This window comes from Cohnella rhizoplanae (assembly GCF_948329515.1).
GTDB lineage: Bacteria > Bacillota > Bacilli > Paenibacillales > Paenibacillaceae > Cohnella > Cohnella rhizoplanae.
On the sequence record NZ_CAOJCN010000005.1, the window covers coordinates 257,669 to 274,911 of the forward strand.

At 60.9% G+C, this 17,243-nt stretch carries 15 protein-coding genes; 5 read left to right on the forward strand and 10 right to left on the reverse strand.

All coding sequences use genetic code 11. The annotated features are described in order from the left end of the window. Positions 1-83: 83 nt before the first annotated feature. Together PQG80_RS11260 and PQG80_RS11265 are read right to left on the reverse strand one after the other, a co-directional pair. Positions 84-923 (reverse strand): carbohydrate ABC transporter permease, encoded by an 840-nt coding sequence (locus tag PQG80_RS11260; protein ID WP_271751408.1) that lies wholly within the window; start codon positions 921-923, stop codon positions 84-86. Beyond that, positions 923-1,813, reverse strand: coding sequence for a carbohydrate ABC transporter permease (locus tag PQG80_RS11265; RefSeq protein WP_271751409.1), 891 nt, complete (start codon positions 1,811-1,813; stop codon positions 923-925). The genes PQG80_RS11260 and PQG80_RS11265 overlap by 1 nt, the downstream gene beginning before the upstream one ends. Positions 1,814-1,921: 108 nt before the next feature. Between PQG80_RS11265 and PQG80_RS11270 the strand changes: the two genes are divergently transcribed. After that, positions 1,922-3,907 (forward strand): cache domain-containing sensor histidine kinase, encoded by a 1,986-nt coding sequence (locus PQG80_RS11270; RefSeq protein WP_271751410.1) that lies wholly within the window; start codon positions 1,922-1,924, stop codon positions 3,905-3,907. Continuing rightward, positions 3,904-5,547 carry a response regulator gene (locus PQG80_RS11275; RefSeq protein ID WP_271751411.1) on the forward strand — a complete coding sequence of 548 codons (1,644 nt, stop codon included), beginning with the start codon at positions 3,904-3,906 and terminating at the stop codon, positions 5,545-5,547. Before PQG80_RS11270 ends, PQG80_RS11275 begins: the two co-directional genes overlap by 4 nt. A 15-nt stretch (positions 5,548-5,562) precedes the next feature. Here PQG80_RS11275 and PQG80_RS11280 read toward each other — a convergent pair whose 3' ends face one another. Beyond that, positions 5,563-6,960, reverse strand: a complete 1,398-nt coding sequence (locus tag PQG80_RS11280) for a hypothetical protein (RefSeq protein ID WP_271751459.1) — start codon at positions 6,958-6,960, stop codon at positions 5,563-5,565. A gap of 222 nt (positions 6,961-7,182) precedes the next feature. Between PQG80_RS11280 and PQG80_RS11285 the strand changes: the two genes are divergently transcribed. The 3 genes from PQG80_RS11285 to PQG80_RS11295 all read left to right on the forward strand — a co-directional run bounded on the left by PQG80_RS11285 (position 7,183) and on the right by PQG80_RS11295 (position 8,972). Then, on the forward strand, positions 7,183-7,401 hold the full coding sequence (locus tag PQG80_RS11285; RefSeq protein WP_271751412.1) for a hypothetical protein: 219 nt from the start codon (positions 7,183-7,185) through the stop codon (positions 7,399-7,401). Positions 7,402-7,467: 66 nt separating this feature from the next. Then, positions 7,468-7,983 (forward strand): L,D-transpeptidase, encoded by a 516-nt coding sequence (locus PQG80_RS11290; RefSeq protein ID WP_271751413.1) that lies wholly within the window; start codon positions 7,468-7,470, stop codon positions 7,981-7,983. A 176-nt stretch (positions 7,984-8,159) separates the two neighbouring features. Beyond that, complete coding sequence (locus PQG80_RS11295; RefSeq protein WP_271751414.1) at positions 8,160-8,972, forward strand: hypothetical protein; 813 nt, start codon at positions 8,160-8,162, stop codon at positions 8,970-8,972. A 122-nt stretch (positions 8,973-9,094) separates the two neighbouring features. Here the strand turns inward: PQG80_RS11295 and PQG80_RS11300 are convergent, their stop codons facing one another. The 7 genes from PQG80_RS11300 to PQG80_RS11330 form a co-directional block, all read right to left on the reverse strand. Beyond that, complete coding sequence (locus PQG80_RS11300) at positions 9,095-9,298, reverse strand: cold-shock protein (RefSeq protein ID WP_090118053.1); 204 nt, start codon at positions 9,296-9,298, stop codon at positions 9,095-9,097. Between the two features lie 420 nt (positions 9,299-9,718). Continuing rightward, the gene (locus PQG80_RS11305) at positions 9,719-9,934 is read right to left on the reverse strand and encodes a cold-shock protein (protein ID WP_271751415.1); all 216 of its coding nucleotides are present in this window, start codon (positions 9,932-9,934) and stop codon (positions 9,719-9,721) included. Positions 9,935-10,169: 235 nt separating this feature from the next. Next, positions 10,170-10,640: a hypothetical protein gene (locus PQG80_RS11310; protein ID WP_271751416.1), complete on the reverse strand. Its 471-nt coding sequence runs from the start codon at positions 10,638-10,640 to the stop codon at positions 10,170-10,172. A 72-nt stretch (positions 10,641-10,712) separates the two neighbouring features. After that, positions 10,713-10,949, reverse strand: coding sequence for a DUF6953 family protein (locus PQG80_RS11315; RefSeq protein WP_271751417.1), 237 nt, complete (start codon positions 10,947-10,949; stop codon positions 10,713-10,715). Positions 10,950-10,990: 41 nt separating this feature from the next. Continuing rightward, the gene (locus tag PQG80_RS11320) at positions 10,991-12,049 is read right to left on the reverse strand and encodes a LacI family DNA-binding transcriptional regulator (RefSeq protein ID WP_271751460.1); all 1,059 of its coding nucleotides are present in this window, start codon (positions 12,047-12,049) and stop codon (positions 10,991-10,993) included. Further along, positions 11,952-12,578 carry an NUDIX domain-containing protein gene (locus PQG80_RS11325; RefSeq protein WP_271751418.1) on the reverse strand — a complete coding sequence of 209 codons (627 nt, stop codon included), beginning with the start codon at positions 12,576-12,578 and terminating at the stop codon, positions 11,952-11,954. Before PQG80_RS11325 ends, PQG80_RS11320 begins: the two co-directional genes overlap by 98 nt. 148 nt (positions 12,579-12,726) lie before the next feature. Then, positions 12,727-17,091 (reverse strand): RCC1 domain-containing protein, encoded by a 4,365-nt coding sequence (locus PQG80_RS11330; RefSeq protein WP_271751419.1) that lies wholly within the window; start codon positions 17,089-17,091, stop codon positions 12,727-12,729. Positions 17,092-17,243: the final 152 nt, after the last annotated feature.

Genomic DNA, 17,243 nt, shown 5'->3' on the forward strand with positions numbered 1-17,243 from the left:
TCTAGCTACAGTGTCGAGTATAGAGGGGAAATCGTCTGCGCAAAACCGACGATGTTGATCTCAAAAGTGTAACATATTGTCGCTCAGCCCTTGACCGAGCCCGAGGTGATCCCCTCGACGATATGCTTCTGCAGCAGCAGAAACAGGAGGATGATCGGCGTCACGCTCATGGCGAGGCCGGCGAGCGCGAGATCCCACTGCTTGGTATATTGTCCGAAAAACCGCGTGACCGCGAGCGGAATCGTCGTGAGGTCCTTGTTGGAGCCGATGATGAGCACGGGCAGCAGATAATCGTTCCAGATCCACAGCGTGTTCAGAATGACGACAGTCACGGCGATCGGTTTCAGCAGCGGGAAGACGATCCGCCAGAAGACGCCGTACGGCGAACAGCCGTCCATGACCGCGGCCTCCTCGATTTCGAGCGGCACGCCTTTGATGAAGCCGTGGAAGAGGAATACCGACAGCGCCAGGCCGAAGCCCAGATAGCAGACGACGATGCCCAGCAGATCGCCGCGCAGCTCGAGCAGGCTCGTCACGCGAACCAGCTGCAGCATGACCGACTGGAACGGGATGATCATCGACGAGATGAATGCCAGGAACAGCAGGTTGTTGAAGCGCGAAGGCCTGCGGACGAGACGGTAGGCGGTCATCGAGCTGATGACGACGATGCCGGCGACGCTGATCGCGGTGATGACGACGGAATTGCGCAGCGCGGTCGGGAAGCGGATCATGTCCCATACCCGTGTGTAGTTGTTGAACTTGTATACTTCAGGCAGCGAGGCCGCGTCGACGAGAATCTCGCCCAGCGTCTTGATCGAGTTGACCAACACGAAGTAGAACGGAGCGACGAACAGCAGAGCCAGCACAATCGCGGCGATCTCGATGCCGGCCAGGCGGTAGCGCAGGGCGCGCACGCGGTTCATCAGGCCTCCACCTCCTTGCGCTTGGTGAGCCATACCTGCGTCACCGCGATGAGCGATACCGCGAGGAAGAACAGCATCGCCTTCGCCGTGCCGAGGCCGTAACGGTTGTTGACCAGGGCCTCCGCGTAAATGTTGTAGGCGAGCGACTGCGTCGACGTGCCCGGACCGCCCTTGGTGAGCGACAGATTCAGGTCGAACATCTTGAAGGCGTTGGAGATCGTAAGGAACAGGCACACCGTGATTGCCGGCATGATGAGCGGCAGCGTCACCTTGCGGATGCTCTGCCAGTACCCTGCGCCGTCTATGGTCGCCGCCTCGAGCATGTCCTTGGGCACGCCGGTCAGCGCCGCGATGTAAATGACCATCATGTAGCCCGCCGATTGCCACACGAACACGATGACGAGGCCCCAGAACCCGGTACCCGGCGTGCCGAGCCAGGGCTGCTCGAAGAAGGACCAGCCGGTCATTTCACCGATCGTCTTGAAGCCCTTGGTAAAGATAAACTGCCAGATATAGCCGAGAAGTATGCCGCCGATGACGTTGGGCACGAAAAAGACCGTGCGCAGCAGGTTGCGCGTCTTGAGCGCCCGCGTCAGCATAAGCGCGAGCAGGAACGCCAGCAGGTTCGAAGCCAGCACCGTGACGGCGGTGAACCGGAGCGTGAAGCCGAAGGCCGCCCAGAACTTGTCGTCGCGCGTGAAGATCCGATCCAGGTTGTCCATGCCCGTCCACTGCGCCTTGTTAAGGTCGAGGCCGTTCCACTCGGTGAAGGAGTAATAGAAGCCGAGCAGGAACGGAACGAGCACGATGATCGAAAACGCGATCAGCCCCGGTCCCACGAATACGAGCTGCTGAAGCCATTCTCCGGATCTGCCGTTGCGTTTATTCATGAAGTACACTCCCTTCCGATAGCTAAAATATAAAGAGTTATTGCGGCGGGAACCACCGATAGATATGATGGGTTTGGTGTAATATATTGACCTCGGGGGAAAACCGTCTTGAAAAAAAGCATCCGCACGAAGCTGATGGCGCTCCTGCTCGCCGCCACGATCGTTCCGATGGCGCTGTCCATGATTTTCTCGGACTTTTATATCAAAAATCAGGTGACGGATAAATCGATCTTGGAGAACCGGAGTCTCCTCGAGGTCGGCAAAGACAACATCCTGAACTACATGAACACGCTCAACCGCAATTCGTTAAGCGTTTACAATTCGATCAATTCGCCGGCTTCACTGTACGCGATCATCGAGCGGTTCACCGCTCCCGGCTCAGACGCAGCGGCCGTAGACTTGTCCTATCGCACCGCGATCTACCAGCATCTGCTCAACATGTACCAGTCGAACAAAGAGATTCATCAGATCCACCTGCAGATCGGACGAGGCGAGGACAGCTGGTCTTATCTGCTCGCGCGAGGGCTATTCCGGAGCGGTCGCGAAGCGGACGGCGGCTGGCCCCGGGGACGTGCAGATAATCCGGTGCCGTTCGTAGAACCCGTCCACAAGAGCGCGAGCTACGAGCTGGATTCGAGGCGGGCCGTGTCCGCCCAGGACGTCATCACTCTGCGCAGGCCGATCATCCGCACGCCGAGCGATCAGGTCATCGGCTACCTGTCGATCGACGTGCGGATGACCGTACTTGGCGATATATGCGGCAGGCTGACGCAGTCGGACGAGGAAAAGCTGTACGTGCTGAATCGCGAAGGGGACATCGTATGCGGGGCGCAGCCCGAGGACGGCTCATCGCTCAAGGAAGCCGGTTGGACGCGGCAACTGCTCGCAAGCGACGGCGAGAGCGGCGACTTCAAGTGGTCGGATTCGGCTTTTGCCGGCTATATCATCTACGACACGCTGAACACGCAGTTCATGGACTGGATCGTCGTGAAGCAGCTCCCCTACTCGTACTTGTACCAGAACGCGCAGGGCATCCGCACCATCAACTCGCTGATCATCGCGCTATCGCTCATCGTGGCCGTCATCGCGACGCTGATCGTATCCGTGCAGTTCACCAGCCCGATCAAGAAGCTGATCGCGCGCATGAACCTGGTCCAAGCGGGCAAATGGAGCGCGGGCGCCGAAGCCGGTCCTGCCCAGCGCAGCGACGAGTTCGGCGTGCTCGAGCGGCGCTTCGGCACGATGGTTACGACGATCGAGGAGCTGATCAACCGCGAATACAAGCTGGCGCTCGCGAACAAAACGATTCAGCTCAAGGCGATGCAGGCGCAGATCAATCCCCACTTCCTCAACAACGCGCTGCAATCGATCGGCACGCTCGCCTTGCAGTCCAATGCGCCGAAGATCTACGGGCTCGTCGCGGCGATGGCCCGAATGATGCGCTACAGCATGAACACCGAGGAGAGCGTCGTGCCGCTGTCCGCCGAGCTCGCCCACGCCAAATCCTACCTGGAACTGCAGAAGCAGCGGTTCGGCGAGGATCTGGCCGTCTTCTACGAGATCGACCTGGATGCGATGGACATCCCCGTGCCCAAGATGCTGCTCCAGCCGCTCATCGAAAATTACTTCAAGCACGGGTACGAACCCGGCGCGGCCGGGGCAACGCGTCAGAGCGAGGCGGGCGGCGGGAGCGGCGCTGGCGGCAATGACGCGGACCCGGCGGATACGGACGGGAGGAACTTGGGCGGGGAGCTCCGCATTGTCGCCAAGCTGGAGGATGAGCGCGAGTGGCTGCGGATCGAGGTCGAGGACAATGGCAAAGGGATGGCGCCGGACGCGTTCGCGGGCTTGCGCGCGCGCCTGGCCCATACGGGCGGCGAGGGCGGCGTCGGCGGACCGATCGGGCTCGCCAACGTCGCCATGCGCCTTCGCCTATACTTCGGCGACGAGTCGGACATGACCGTGGCCGCTTCGGACAGAGGCGGCTTCAAGGTCGCGCTGCTCATTCCGCTGCGCCAATCGCCGCTCGCGGAGGGCGGGCGCCAACGCACGGCAGATCGGACTTTCGACATCGATAAGGAGGAAAAGCTATGAGAGTCGTCATCGTGGACGACGAGCGTCATGTGCGGGAAGCCGTCCGACTGCTCGTCGATTGGCGTGCGATTGGCGTCGGCGAGATCCATGAAGCGGCCAACGGGGAAGAAGCGGCGGCGCTCATTGAACGCGTGCGGCCGGGAATCGTCGTCACCGACATGATGATGCCGATCCAGGGCGGGCTCGATCTGCTCGCATGGCTCCAGGCGCATCGGCCCGAGATCCAGAAGATCGTCATCAGCGGCCACGACGACTTCCACCTCGTGCGCGGCACGATGCAGCACGGCGGGCAGGATTACCTGCTGAAGCCGATCGATCCCGAGCAGCTGACAAGCGCGCTTGAACGCGCGGTCGCCCGCTGGAACGAGCAGGATCAATCGCGCAAGCAGGAGCTCGCGCGCAGCATGGAGATCAACCAGCTGCGGCCGGTCATGCGCGACCGCATCTTCTCCGACCTGCTCGGCGGCGGCGACTCTTACGGCAACGCGCGGAGCGCGCTTCAGGGCGAGCCTGTTTTCCGGACGGCGACGTCCTGCCTCGTCGCCGTCCTCGACCTGGAATCCGCTTCGTCCGAAGTGACGGAGCGGTACGCCGGCAATCGGGATCTGCTGTTTTTCACGCTGACCAACATCGCCGACGAAGTGCTTCAGCGCGGCGACCGTGGCCTCGCCTGCCGCAATCTTCGCTCGGAGAACGAGATCCTCCTGTTTTTCTGGACCTCGCCCGGAGCGGCGCGGCCCGACGCGGAGGCGCAGCGCCTGTTATCCGAGATTAACGCGTGCTGCCTTTTGACGCTCAAATGCCGCTTCGACTTCGGCATCGGCACCGTGCAGCCTTTTCCCAAGGGGGCGGCGCATTCGTATCGCGCGGCCCAGGCTGCGCTGCGGGAGCGCGATCTGCTGGCGGAGCGCGCCCATTATTATCCCAGCGAAGCGGCTGCGATTCACGCAGCCGGTCCAGCGCCGCGGCTCGACGACTACGAGGAGAGCCTGCGCCTCGCCGTCCTTAGCGGATCGGACAAGCAGATTCGGGATGCCGTCGGCCGCTGCATGACCGAGCTGCGCCGCATGCCCCGGATCAGCAGCGAACAGCTCGATCGGTGGCGGACCGCGTTCGAGGAGATGCTGCAGCGATGGCAAGAAGCCGGCGATTCGAGAAGCGCGCCTTCCGCAGCCGGCTGGACGGACACCGCGGCCCCTGCCCCGACCGGCGTTCTGCCGCTGGACGATCGCGGCCGGCTCGATCTGAACGGTCTGGAGACCGTGCTCCGCGACTTTCTGATCGCTTGGTCGCGCAGCCGCCCGTCCGCGGGCCAATCGTCCCTGAGCGCGATCCCTGCCGTGGTCCGCTACATCGAGCAGCATTACAACCAAGAGCTCACGCTGCAGGAGATCGCGAACCAATTTTACTTAAGCCGGGAGTATATTTCCCGCAGGTTCAAGCAAGAGACGGGGGAGAATATGATCGATTTCCTCACCCGCATCCGGATCGACAAAGCCAAACTGCTGCTTGCCAATCCCAACTTCAAAATCGCGCAGGTCGCCGAGATGGTCGGCTACCAGGACGAAAAATACTTCAGCAAAGTGTTTAAGAAGCTGACCGGGGTGTCGCCGAACCAGTATCGCAAAAAGTCCCCTTAACCATTCGATGAGGCCTCATACGAGAAGCATGGCGACCAGCGTCGTGACGGCGAGACCGATGAGCACCGGCGGCAGGTTGCGGCGCGCCAGCTCGAACGGGCTGACGCCGCAGATCGCCGCAGCGGGGATGAGCGCCCAAGGGATCAGCGTGCCGCCTCCTACCCATATTCCCGCGACCTGCCCGAGCGCCGTGAGCGTATCGGTGCCGCCTACCGACGCGCCGAACATGCCCGCGATCGAGCCTACAAGCGACAGCCCCGAGAAGCCCGATCCGTCAAGTCCGGTGATGGCCCCTACGATCGTAAGCGTCACAGAGCCGACCGCGCCGCTCAGCGGCACCGCGTTCGCGAGCGCGACGCCCAGATCGTTCACGATGCCGTGCGAGCCTTCCGGCAGATGGCCGATCAGGTCAGCGAAGGCCGCGTCGCCCAGGTAGAAAAAGGCGGCGATCGGGATCACGGGCCCGAACACCCGGAAGCCGAACTGCAGCCCCTCGATCAGGTAATCGGTGGTGGCCTCGAGCCCCCGGTTCCCATGCGCAAGCAGCGTCACGGCCATCAGAATCAACACGGCCGTCCCCCCGATCAGGGCGGTCGCGTCGCCGCCTTGCAGGTCGAACACGATCATCGCGCCGACGTCGGCCAGGAACAGCAACGGGATAACCACTGCGAGCACCCGCTTCAGCGTCGGCGCCATCGGGATGACGTCAGCCTGCCCGGCGGAGCCGCCTCCCGCCGCGTTCTCCGCCACCAGGCCGTCGCGGAAGGTACCGCGCTTCAGGTCCCTTCGCATGAACCAGTACGCCGCCGCTGTCGTGACGATGCCCATCACTGCGACGAGCGGTATGCTCGCCTCCATGACTTGCGTCACGGGAAGCCCCGCCGCGTCTGCCGTCAGCTTGGGCGCCCCCTGAATGATATAGTCTCCCGACAGCGCGATGCCGTGCCCGAACAAGTTCATCGCCATGGCGGCGCCGAGCGCCGGCAGACCGACCCGGACCGCGACCGGCAGCAGCACGGCTCCGATCAGCGCGACGCCCGGCGACGGCCAGAAAAACCAGGACGTCACCATCATGATGATCCCGATCCCCCAGTACGCCATCGCCGACGTACGGATAAACCGGGTCAACGGCGCGACCATCGCTTCGTTAATGCCCGTGCGGATCAGGATACGGCTCATCGAGACGATGATCGAGATGATCAGAATCGTGCCGATGAGCTCCTTAATCGCATATATAAAGCTGTTGAAAATGCCCGATACCGAGCCGCCCAGGCTGTCGGTCGCGATCAGGCCGAGCGCGAGAATCCCGAGCACGCACACCATCATCGTATCCCGGCGCATCACGAGCATCGCCATGATAAACAAAATAAAAGCCAGGTACACCCAGTGCAAGGATGTCAGGGCTATCTCCATATTCTTCACCCTCTGCCTCTCCTCGAAGACTGCTTCATCTTATGCGAAGAATCGGGCGGGCGTTCGCCCGGGGCGCGCCGCGCGTTGCCTTTCCTGACATTTTAACGATATTCCCTTAAGTCAGGCGATCCCGGGAACGAATGCGTCATGCAGGAGTGGTTTTTTACCGGATCACGCATTATGATGAATACAGCGTTTGTCCACACAGAAGGGATTGAAGAGATGTCGATCAACCGCAGATTGACGACCGACGCGGATTTTCAGGAAGCGATGGAGCGGCAGCTCCGCATGCGCGTTTTTAAGGACGACCATATCGTCGACAGCGGCGGCGTGATTCTTCGCTTCGACGATCGTACCGTCGTCATCCAGACCAGCGTCAGCGAGCTGGCCTACCATTCGAGACAGGCCTGCGAGTTTTTCGAGTTAAGACGAAGAACCTGAGCTCATCCACCCATAATCGCCTCCTCTCGCGCATATTCATGGAATAGCGCTAGGAGGCGATACATTTTGAGAAAAGCATGGATCGTACTGCTCGGCTTGGCTGTTCTGGTCATCGGCTTAATCCCGCTGAATGCCGCGTCGGCGGCGTCGGCGGCGCAAATCAAGCTGGACGCGAAGTACAAGACGTACGAGAGCTTCATCGTTATCGACAAATCGCTCAACAAGCTGGCCTACTTCAAGGAAGGCAAGCTGGTCAAGACATTTCCGGTCGCGACCGGCGCCAAACCCTCTTATACGCCCGAGGGTCTGTTCGTCATTCAGGAGAAGATCAAGAATCGGCCCTACTACAAGGAGAAGATCAAAGGCGGCGATCCCAAAAACCCGTTGGGCGATCGCTGGTTCGGCCTGAAGGTGCCGCTGAAAAACGGCCAGGTCTCCTATGCCTACGGCATCCACGGCACGAACAACGAGAAGTCGATCGGTAAATACGTGTCCGCCGGATGCATACGCATGCACAACAAAGATGTCCGGTGGTTGTATGAACAGGTGCCCCGCAAGACGCTGGTATTGATTCAAAAATAGAGCGAAACGGAACAAACGTTCTCAATAAGGGATTGACTTCCATCGAGGATTCCGTGTATATTGAACGAACAGAACCAATCGAACATCCGACAGGGGAAGCACCCGTGAGTCAAGGCCGTAGCCTTGCTTACCGGTGCTTTTTTGCTGTCCAAATCCATTTTGGGGAGGAAGAAATTATGCGATGGGGATGTAAATTAGCGTTGGCTGCGGTACTGACATGGTTGGCGATGGTGCCGGGGATATCCGAGGCTGCCTCGTTCACCTTCACTGCGGCGGCCAAGACCGCGTACGACAAGATGAACGCCGCAGCCGAACCGACACTGCGTACCAAGATTCAGTCGCAGTATGCGGAGCTAAGCGTGCTGGAGGCCAAGGGAGATCAGACAGAGTCGGCCACTACGGCGCTGCACGACCGCAACGAGCTGCAGCTCAAGACGGCCAAGCTGCGGATCAAGGAGATCGACGCGGCCGATATAGCCAAGCTCGATGCGCAGGTCAAGGCGGCGCAGACGAAGTATAAGCCGCTCTTCGACTCGTATACAGCGCTCAACAAGCGGATGGAAGCTGTGCGCAAGCTAAAGAACAAGGATCTGAACGCCATGCTGAAGCTGCAGGCGGATATCCTGAAGGTCACCGTTCAGCTGGCCCGCGACGACATCCGCGCCAAGCAGGACAAGCTGAAGCTGGCGAAGACGGCCGCGGCCGCGAAGGCTAAGCGGGCCAAGGAACCGCTTGAGGCGATCGACGCGCTGAAGACGCGCATTCAGGCCGAGAAGCGGGCAGCGTCTGCCGCGAAGCAGGCCGGCAAGGCGCTGTGGAGCAGCTTTAACGCCTCCGCCAAAAAAAATGCGGCCCGCGATGCTTCCGGCGATCTGGCGAATCTGCTCAAGCTGGCAGGCCAGATCAATACGGCGAAGCAAAACCAGCTCTCGCTCGAGCAAAAAATCTCGGATTCCATCGCGCGGGCTTCGGCGCTGGCTGCCGCTTAAACGAGACCTAAATAAGAGCGCCGCCCACTATCTCGACGGCGCTCTTTTCCCGTTGACGCGCAAAAGCCCGGCCTAGGGCCGGGCTTCGCTATTTAAGGGCGTCTCCGCCGCTTAAAATCAAATTACAGCTTTACAACGTTTTCAGCTTGCGGACCGCGGTTGCCTTGAACAACGTTGAATTCAACGCGTTGGCCTTCGTCAAGCGTCTTGAAGCCTTCGCCGACGATTGCGGAGAAGTGAACGAATACGTCGTTGCCGCCTTCAACTTCGATGAAGCCGAAACCTTTTTCTGCGTTGAACCACTTAACTGTACCTTGTTGAGCCATTTGGTATTACCTCCAAAAATGTTTTTTCTACATGACCTTTATTTTGCGTTGAAAATAAAATTCACATATTGTACAAGGTTATTAAAGCTTCTAAAATAATAACCCTCTACAATATGTGAACTCAGGTCAAGATTTAGATTAAACTCATCTTATCACATCTTGTCCTGGAACGCAAATGCAGATACGGTCGATGTACGGCAAGACAACAAAACGCCAATCCCGCCGGCTACACTCCCCTCGGCAGGGCAAAGCGTCGCTCGAATATATCTTAACCAATCGAATCCGGTTTTAAACAGGCAATGCCAACTTTTCTTGCGGAAGCCTGCGGCAGACTAAGAACCAGAATGCCGCCCTCCCGTGCGGAGGCGCGGCATAAGTCGGGCGCGGCAAGACGCGGCTCCGTCCGTCCTGGTCAGGCGTTCAACTGCGGCTCGACATCGACAGGCTCGTGTTCACGATGGCGGGCAGCATGCGCTCGGTCTTCTCCATCGGCGATCCGCATAGCGTGCATGCAGGCTCGGCCGAGAACGCAAAATTCTCGCGGATCCATCCGTTGCAGCTGTCGCTGGCGCAGGACCATACGGTAGTCGGTTCCAGCGGAACCTCTTCAAGCGGTTTTTTGCGGGAATTGTACATGCAGCGCTCCTCTCCAAGGCTTAAGCCTTGTTCCTTGTAATGGGCGTGACGAAGCAGCCTGGAAACCGTCAAAATCAAAAAATCATATACGCGACAAGGCTCGCTGACTACCATAAAACCTTGGCGATATATGATTCTCCACGTACATGCATTATATCCATCATAGCCCATAAAAGACCGATTGGCAATACCGCCATGCTATCCGGACGCGAATGCGCCTCTCCCGGGGTCGCTATCAGGCCTTGGAGAATCCCTCTTCCTTCAGGTATTCCGCGGCTTCCGCATAGGATTCGAATGCGCCGTCCAGATTGAGACCCGCGTAGACGTACCACATCAGATCCTCTTCGTCGTACTTCAGCTCCAGCGTCTGCCGCTTCTCGTTCCGCCAGATCTCCTCGCGCCCGGGCTCGGCATCTTCCTCCCCTTCCTCGCCTCTAAGCGATTCGATGGACGCGGCGATAATCGTCCGAAGCTGGTCTTCCGAAAAATCCGCAATGTTCGCGAAGCCTTTCTCGTCGGTCTCGTAGCCGTCGAGCCTGCCGGCATAAACAAAGCCGTTGCCGCTGCGGTGCAGGTGATAAACGACGTTTTTCTTGTCGTAGGCGCTGCCGTCGAATTGATAATTAACGCGCCCGAGCGACACGTCCTTGCGCGTCAGTTCCTTGAATTCGTCGGCGATGGCCAACTTTTGCTCCAAACTCAGCATGCCCGCACGCTCCTTTTCAATTTCTGTCTATGTTATTGTATATGCAATATTGACGTCTTTTCCCTAACGACTCTAGGTCCAGCCCCAGAAAAACCCGTCGCGGTCCCATGCGACGCGCCCGCCGTGAAGCTTGCGGAAGGCTTTGACCACCTCGCGGTCGAGCCCGGTATGGCCGCGTTCGTTCTCGAATACGAATCTCTCGCCGAAGTGCTCGCGAATGTGCGCGACGGCTTCCTCTTGCTTCAACATGCCCCGGTGCCGAATCTCGGTCACCATCCATGCCGCGACGTCCTGCGCCGTCTTGTCCATGACTCTGCCTCCTTGATGCCCTCAATCAGCCGGCCGCTCCCTCATTCGCTCCGAAACGACTCCCGCAGCAGAAGCGCGCCGCCGATCAAGGTCTTCTCGACGGGCCGATCGGGGTCCGCCAGCCTCGTAAACAGCATCTCTACCGCGCGCCTGCCCAATCCCTCTCTCGGCACATGCACGGTGCTGAGAGCCGGTAGGGACGCGTCTACGCCCTCGTCCGTATGATCGAATCCCGTAACCGCGACTTGACCGGGCACGTTCACGCCGTTGCGCGCGAGCGCCTTGAGAATCAAGTATCCCATAAAATCGTTGGCGCATACAAACGCCGAAGGGAGCTCGCCGCGGGCGCACAGCTCGTCCACGACGAGGTCCACGGTCAGATGGGGATGCTGCTCCTCGAGCCGCATGAGCGGATCGGACTCGGGGTCGGGCACCTCCAGCCTCGCGTCCTCCAGCACCGTTCTGAAGCCTAGCCAGCGGTCGCGGAAGCTGGAGGCATAGCGCGGATTGCCGACGAATCGCAATCTCGTGCGTCCCGTCTGCAGCACCAGCTCGGTCATCGCGCGGACTGCCTCGAAATTGTTCATAAACACCGAATCGGCCGGAACGAGAGGATCCTCGTGATCGATCAGCACGCTCGGAATGCCGAGATGCCTGACCTCCAGCAAAAGCTGGGTGGACATATAACCGACGCCGACGAGCCCGAGCAGTGCCTGCGGATTGATGCTCTTGAGCGACCTCTCCGAATAATTCTCGGTGACCATCAAGACGCCGATATCCCGTTCGGATAGCGCCACGGCGACGCCGTCGACGATGCGCCCCCAGAAATGCGATTCGCGGCTCTGAAAGCGCACGTTCGGCATCAGGATGACGACCGTGCCTTTGTAGGCGGACGCGCCCCTGCCTTTGCCTCTTCCTCTGCTGCGGCGCGGACCCGGCGCGGCCTCGCGACTTTTCCCCTTCGAGTCGTACCCTAGCTCATTGGCAGCCTGCAAGATGCGGTTACGCGTCTCCTCGGCTACGCCCGGCTTGCCGGACAGCGCCTGGGAGACGGCGAACTTGGACACGCCCACTCGCTCGGCGATTTGCTGCATGGTCACTTTTTTCAACGACGTTCACTCCGTTACCCCTCAACTGTCTCTCATTGTACCAATTGTCGGGAAGCGGCGGAAGCCGATCGTCCTCGATAAATCGAATACCCGCCTGGTTTGCCGCGTATTGCCGAATTTGAGGCGCGATGTTCGGGATCAAGAGGACGTCTTCCAACCGGTCCAACCGAACCCATTTGATGGCGGTCTGGTTAGGATCGGGCCTGTCCGGCATGCGGGGGCGCGAACCAGGCTTCAGCTTGCAGTCGAAGATGAGGTGCAGGCTGTGGGTATCCGCATCCAAATAGTTGCCGGATTGCTTGTGGGGGGCCATCTCGTATACGAGCGCGAGCGGACCGACCTCGACCTCTGCGCATGTTTCTTCCGCGACCTCGCGCGCGACGCCGTCGACGATCGTCTCCCCAGGCTCGAGCCCGCCGCCGGGAAGATTGTAATGGACGCCTCGCTCGTCGTATTCGACCAGCAGCACTTCGCCGTTTTCGATGATTAATCCCGTGCACCTGATCCGTACATGCGCCATCCTGCATTCGCTCCTTGATAAGCATCGTTTTCGCCATCTCTTGTCATTCATTTGCCGGGAAATGGCCAATCCCTGCAACGAGATGCTTATCCATGCAAATAAAAAGGGAGGGAGGCGCCGCGGCGCCTCTCTCCCTCGTCTAGCATCGTTAACCGTCGATTAGCCCCGTCTCGATGAGCAAGCGCCGGAGCATAACGGCCGTCTCCGCGCGAGTCACCTCTCCCGCGGGCCGAAGCCGGCCGCCGGAGCCTTGAACCAGGCCGGCTTGCACGGCGGCGGCCACGTCTTCGCGCGCCCAGCCGCGAATCGCGGATTCGTCCGCGAACGCGGTCAGTACGCGCCCGGTCCCGCCCGCCGCAGCGGCCTCATAACCGACCAGCCGCGCCGCGCGCACAAGGACCGCGAACGCTTCCTCGCGCGTGATGGTCTCTTCCGGGCGGAAGCGGCCGTTGCGGTCCCCGCGCAGCAGACCGTATGCCGCCGCTTGCTCTACGGCATCGGCATACCAGGCATCCGTCCTCAGATCCGCAAAGGAGGTGGCCCCGCCCGCAGACTGCGGCAAGCCGAGCGCGCGCGCGAGCATAGCCGCGAACTCGGCGCGGCTGACGGACGCATCCGGGCGATACTGCCCGCCGGCGTAGCCATTCACGATCAGCCGGGCCGCCATGTCGGCGATCGCCCCCTGTGCCCAATGGCCGTTCAGATCCGAGAATTCCTGCGCTTTCTGCCGGATCACCGCGTATGCGCTGTTCGTCAGGCTGCGGACGACCGCATAGTATTTGCCGTCGCGCGCGACGATCTCGGTCGGAACCGGCCGGAGCGTGCCGTCCTGCTCCACCACGACCGCGGTCACGCCTGCGGGATCGGTATCCTCAGGCAGCGGCAGCTCACGTTTCACATAAGATTGAAAGCTGTCGATGACCGTCGTGCGCCCCGCCTCGCTCGCCGACAGCTCGAACGTCACAGGCATTACGATGATGGCGAAGCCGGAGTCGGATGCCGCCTGGGACAATCGCAACGCCGTGCCCTCTCCCGCCAGGCTCACCGTCAGGCTGAACGTCTCGCCTTCGCCTGCCGTCGTGGCCGGAATCTCGGCGACTGGCAGCGTGTAGGTTCCCTGGGCGGTCACGAGCTCGAGAGCGGCTTGCTTGGCCTTCATGGCGTTCAGCGCAGCAGCATCGAATCGCACCCTCAGGCTATGGGCATCGTCGGGCGCCGTGATCGTGATCGCCGTGCCTGAAGGAGCGTCCGAGAGGCCTGCAGCCAATTCGGTCGGGCGCAGGATCACGTTCAGATCTTGCCCGGTCATGGTTGCCGTGCCCATGCGGGACTGGTCCGTTCCTCCGATCGTAAGCTTGAACGGCGGCGGCGTCTGGGCCGTCGCATCCGGCGTTGGCGTCGGATCCGGCGTTGACGTCGGTTCGGCCGGTTCCTGCGCTTTTTCTCGTTGCACATGCAGCGAGTAGACAAGGCTTTTGCCGTCTTCGGCGATCACCGCAATCTGGATCGATGCCGCGGAATCGTAAAGCGCGATGGCTTCGGATTGGACGCCGCCGGTCAGATTAACGGGACCGCTCAGCCGCGCGTTGTCCTCGGCATAGACGCTCGCCGCGACGGACTGCCGCTCGTTCGCGGCCGCGGCCGTCAAGCGGATCGATGTAACATCGGTAGCCAGAGTAATCGTGTAATCCGTCGTGTCTGCAGCAAATGTCTTGTTCCAGGCGCCGGCCGAAAGATGCAGCGCGGTTAATTTTGGCGCTGCCACGGGCTCCGGATCGGGATCCTGGCCCGGGTCCGGATTGCCGCCGGCATCGATTTGCCACTTGGCGAAGAGCGTTAAGGGAGTCGCCCCCATCGTCAGCTTGTCTCCGGCTTGGTAAGCCGTGCCGCTTCCGTCCGCTGCTAGCGTCCAGCCTGCGAAGGTGTAACCGGCCTTGACCAAGCCGCCGGTGTTGCCCAGCACCGTCAACTCGGCGCCTTCCTCGTACGCGCCGCCGTCCGTCGGCACGTTGCCGCCGTCTGCGCCGTTGGCGTCGTACGTCACGCTATACGTCGGGTTCTGCGTCCACTTGGCGTACAACGTGACCGCGGCGGCGCTCATCGTCAGCTTATCGCCCGCTTGGTACGCCGTGCCGCTGCCTTCCTCAGTCAGCGTCCAGCCTGCGAAGGTGTAGCCGGCCTTGACCAAGCCGGTGTTGCCCAGCACCGTCACCTCGGTGCCTTCCTCATACGCGCCGTCCGTCGGCACGCTGCCGCCGTCGGCGCCGTTGGCGTCGTATGTCACGCCGTACGTCGGGTTCTGCGTCCACTTGGCGTACAACGTGACCGCGGCGGCGCCCATCGTCAGCTTGTCGCCCGCTTGGTACGCCGTGCCGCTGCCGTCCGCAGTTAGCATCCAGCCTGCGAAGGTGTATCCTGCCTTGACCAGCCCGCTGTTGCCCAGCACCGTCACCTCGGCGCCTTCCTCGTACGCGCCGCCGTCCGTCGGCACGCTGCCGCCGTCCGCCCCGTTGGCGTCGTATGTCACGCCATACGTCGGGTTCTGCGTCCACTGCGCATACAGCGTGACGTCGGCTGCCGCCAACGTGAGCAGAGCGCCCGCCGCATATGGCGTACCGTCTCCGTCCGGCTCCGTATTCCATCCGGCAAAGGAATAGCCGCTCTTCACGAAGCCGCCGGCATTGCTCAATACAGTCGCGGTTTCCCCAGCCTCGTACGCCTCGCTGTCGCTTGGACCGGTTCCGCCCGTTTCCCCGTTGCCGTCATACAGCACCTTGTAAGTCGGGTTCTTCGACCATTGCGCATAGAGCACCAGGTCCTCCTGCCCGATCGTCGCCCGGTCGCCTTCCGCATACGCAGAGCCCGACCCGTCGGCCTCCGTATTCCAATCCGCGAACGTGTAGCCGGCACGTGTCAGCCCTCTGGTATTCCCCAGAATATCCGCCTGTTCGTCTTTGTAGTAATAGTAATCGTCGACGGGCACCTTTCCGCCTGTATGGCCGTTCCCTCTATAGATGACGCTATATGTCGGAATCGCCTCCGTCACGACCTGCTGCATCGCGTATGCGGTCTTATTGCCCGCCTTGTCCTTGACGATGACGTTAAAGTAATAGGGCATGCCGTCTAACAATTCAATGAGCTGCAAGCTCCCGATATCGGTCGTATAGTTGTTGACTGCGATCCCCTTGGACTCGATATCCGCAACCGTCTGAATGTTGCTCTTGAAGGAGCGGTAAACGCGGTATTGCAAGCTTGACTGCTCAGACATAAGATCGGTTGCCTTTTCCCAGGTCAGGGTCGCGCTGTTCGTCGTCACCCCGGTGGCCGAGATCGTGCCTGCGGAGACATCCGGCGCCGTCCCGTCCAGCCATCCGCCCTGGACCGGAACGACGGAATCCGAATAATTGCCGTTGCCGAGTTGTCCGTAGCCGCCGAAGCCCCAGCTCCAGATCGAACCGTCCTTGCGCAACGCCGCGGCGTGAAAGGACCCTGCCGCGATCTGCGTCACGTCTTCAAGGCCGCTCAGCTGCACGGGCGCGTTGCGCTGCGTCTTGGTGCCGTCTCCTACCTGACCGTAATTGTTGTGGCCCCAGCCCCATACCGTCCCGTCCGCCTTCAGCGCGACGCTATGCCAGCCGCCTGCGGACACCGCCTTGACGTCGCTCAACCCCTGCACCTGAACCGGCACGATCCGCTTGGTCGTCGTACCGTCGCCGAGCGCGCCCCAACCGTTGTCGCCCCAAGCCCACACGGTGCCGTTTTCCTTGATGGCCAGATTGTGATAGTTGCCCGCGGAGATCGCGACGACGTGATCTAGACCCGCTACCTGCACCGGCGTCGACTGCGCGGCTGATTGCGTGCCGTTGCCCATCTCGCCGGCCGTATTGAGCCCCCAAGCCCATACCGTCCCGTCCGCCTTCAACGCGATGCTGTGATAGCCGCCAGCCGATACAGCGATTATATCCGCGAGTCCGGGAACCACGCCTGGCACCGACCGGCTCGTCAGCGTGCCGTCGCCGAGCTCCCCGCTCTCATTGTCTCCCCAAGCCCACACCGTGCCGTCCTTCTTCAGGGCCAGCGTGTGATAGCCGATCCCGCCCGACAGCGACGCGACGTCGCCGATCGCGATCTGCACGGGCAGCCATTGATTCGTCGTCGTGCCGTCTCCCAGCTGTCCGTGGTTGTTCGAGCCCCAGGCCCATACGGTCCCGTCCTGTTTGACCGCGAACGACTGGCGCACACCTGCCGCGATCGAAGCGATACCGGTCATGCCTTTAGCCGCCACAGGCGCGCTCCGGTTCACATTCGTGCCGTCCGCCAATCCGCCGAACTCATTGCCGCCCCAGCCCCATACCGTGCCGCCGGTCGTCAAGCCCGCGCTATGATAATAACCCGCGACCAGCTGTGGTTCGGCCGCAGGCACGGCTGCATGGACGGTCCCTTCGTTTCCGTATATAGGAATGAGCCCGAACAGCAGCGCCAGACACATCAGCACACTCGTCTTCCGTCTCAACTTGATTCCTCCCCGTTGGCCGGCGCGCAGTCCGGCTTCTGCCGCTATTCTAAGGGAGAACGCCGGACCAAGACGATTATCGAAAGTTAATTCGGTTAATGGAACACGACGTTAATGCAATAACGTCAAACGCAAACGGAAAACCGCAAACG